Origin of the sequence: Brachybacterium sp. AOP42-C2-15 (assembly GCF_052377065.1) — a bacterium.
Taxonomy (GTDB): Bacteria; Actinomycetota; Actinomycetes; order Actinomycetales; family Dermabacteraceae; genus Brachybacterium.
The window spans coordinates 1-2,497 of record NZ_JBQSWK010000088.1; the positions used below are offsets into that span (position 1 = coordinate 1).

General features: G+C 65.6%; 2 protein-coding genes and 1 pseudogene. 2 read left to right on the forward strand and 1 reads right to left on the reverse strand.

What is annotated here, in order from left to right:
• Nucleotides 1-188: pseudogene (locus tag ACT3SQ_RS19075) on the forward strand (IS30 family transposase); the annotation flags it as partial.
• 5 nt (nucleotides 189-193) lie between these two features.
• Here the strand turns inward: ACT3SQ_RS19075 and ACT3SQ_RS19080 are convergent.
• A complete protein-coding gene (locus tag ACT3SQ_RS19080) occupies nucleotides 194-571 on the reverse strand; it encodes a hypothetical protein (protein ID WP_143277994.1) in 378 nt (125 codons plus the stop codon).
• Between the two features lie 345 nt (nucleotides 572-916).
• Here ACT3SQ_RS19080 and ACT3SQ_RS19085 point away from each other — a divergent pair, with 345 nt between their 5' ends.
• Nucleotides 917-2,329 carry an IS1380 family transposase gene (locus ACT3SQ_RS19085; protein WP_444502887.1) on the forward strand — a complete coding sequence of 471 codons (1,413 nt, stop codon included), beginning with the start codon at nucleotides 917-919 and terminating at the stop codon, nucleotides 2,327-2,329.
• Nucleotides 2,330-2,497: the final 168 nt, after the last annotated feature.

The following is a 2,497-nucleotide window of genomic DNA, read 5'->3' on the forward strand; positions in this document are numbered from 1 at the left end:
CGTGGCAACGAGGCTCGAACGAGAACACCAACCGGCTCCTACGCCAGTACCTGGCGAAGAACGCCGACCTGTACCGCTTCACTCAAGACGAACTCGATCAGATCGCGAACAAGATCAACACACGTCCACGCCAGGTCCTTGACTGGCTGAGCAGCCGCGAACGACTTCGTGCTTGCAGGCTCGCCTAAACGGCTCAGTAGAGCGGCTCGAGAGTGTCATCTTCGAGGTCAGGCAGCATCTCGTGATCGTCGTAGGTCATGTAGTCAACGGAGTGCAGGTAACCGTCGACGACCCATAGATCGAGCTGGCCAAGCCCTTCTCCGGCGCGCGAGACATCCAAGGTAGAGAACGGTCCGCCACCGTGCCTGATCCGGGCTGCCTTCGGCAACTTGGGAACCGAGATAAGGAAGCAGTCGCACTCGTCGAGCTGGTACCCACCCCACGACGCGACGCGGAGCTGCTCGCGAGCCAGTTCACGGTACGGGTGATCCCCGCTGCACAGAAGATCCAGCACCGTCTTCTCCTTCGCGGAGAAAGCACTCCCAACTGCGCGACCACGACTCATGTTCATCCCTCGAGGATACGGGGGCGGCATCGCTGGGTCTCGCTACCGCAGACATGGCACCTACGGCACGAAGACCTGACAGAGTAGGCGGGTGGTGCGTTGACCGGTTGAGACCGCCGTCGTTTGTGGCACACCAGCGTAAGTCCCGTCGGAGCGCCGTTGCCGCGGGTGAAGATGAGCCAGAATCCCGTGCCACAAGCTGCCTTCTCCCTCACTGCCGGGAGAGCTAACCTCGAGATTTCACGGGGGCGCGGTCTTGGAGGGTGGACCAGATAGCGAAAGGCGCTCCTGGCCAGGGATAATACGGGTTGTCGAGACTCGCATTCATCCGCTGGAAGGAGCACCTTTCAGGTGTCCCACCCTACCTTGTTCTACTACCCTCGTCCGCGCGTGGACATCGCTGAGGTCCCGGCGGTCTCGCACGCCGGTGCGGTGCTGCTGACCGACACGATCCACGCCACCGGCCTGGCCGCTTCACTGCGGGAAGCGTTGACGCCGTGGACGAAGCCGCTGGCCGAGCATCACGGGTCGAAGGTGCTGCTGGATCTCGCCATGACGCTCGCGGTGGGCGGGGAAGTCGCCCGCGACACTGACCTGCTGCGGTGTGAACCGGGCCTGTTCGGCGACGTCGCCTCGACGCCGACGATCTCCCGCATGCTCACCACGCTCGCCCAGGACGCACCCGCCGTGATCGAGGCGATCTCTCGGGCCCGCCGGGCCGCGCGTGAACGAGCCTGGACTTTCGCCGGCGACCACTCTCCAGCCGCGAAGACCAGTGCGAAGAACCCGCTGGTCATCGACCTCGACGCCACCCTGATCAATGTCCACAGCGAGAAGGAGCAGGCCGCACCGACGTTCAAACGCGGCTTCGGCTACCACCCCCTCTGCGCCTTCCTCGACCACGGCCAGACCGGGACCGGAGAACCTCTCGCGATCCACCTCCGGCCCGGCAACGCAGGCTCGAACACGGCCAGCGACCACATCGCCGTGACCCGTCAGGCTCTCGCCCAGCTGCCGTCCGGACTGCTCTCCTCTGGCGGGCGGGGCTCGAAGAAGATCCTGATCCGCACCGATGGAGCCGGCGGCACCAAGGACTTCATCCAGTGGCTGACCACGCGGCGTCTGGCCTACTCGGTCGGGTTCTCCCTCCCCGCAAACACTCCTGGCGTGCTGGAACGTCTCGACGAGGCGAAGGCGTGGACTCCCGCCTATGACAGTGACGATGACGGGGTCCGTGAGGGCGCGTTCGTGGCGGAACTGACCGGGCTGCTGGACCTTTCCGGCTGGCCAGGCGGGATGCGGGTGATCGTGCGGAAGGAACGTCCCCATCCCGGAGCGCAGCTGCGGATCACCGATCACGAGGGGATGCGCATCACCGCGTTCGCGACCAACACCCCACGCGGACAGCTGCCCGTCCTCGAGCTGCGGCACCGCCGCCGCGCCCGGTGCGAGGACCGGATCCGCAACGCCAAAGACACGGGCCTGATGAAGTTTCCGCTGCAGTCCTTCACGCAGAACCAGATCTGGTGCCAGGTCGTCCAGCTCGCCTCCGAGCTTGTTGCCTGGATGCAGACCATCGCCTTCACCAGTGACGACGCCAGGAAGTGGGAGCCCAAACGGCTTCGCGCGCGGTTGTTCGAGGTCCCTGCGACCCTGGTGCGCCGCTGCCGGCACAAGGTCCTCCACCTCGCCCAGCACGCACCCGAAGCCGTGAAGGTCCTGACCGGCGTCAACCGGCTCCGCACCGCCGTCGCGCAGAACTGAGTAGCGAGCCCACCCGTCCCTACGACCCCCAGCACCTTCTCGGGAGTGGAACCCGACCGCCCGCAACGGACACTGCGCCGACCTGTCACGCCCGCATGCCAGAATCAGCAGCTGAACGCCGGCAACGACGCCGAACGCCCCCGCTCACCAACCCGATGAAACATCGAG

Bases quoted from the DNA above. Each gene is read 5' to 3' on its own strand.
- ACT3SQ_RS19080 (WP_143277994.1), bottom strand. From the start codon at position 571: ATGAACATGAGTCGTGGTCGCGCAGTTGGGAGTGCTTTCTCCGCGAAG.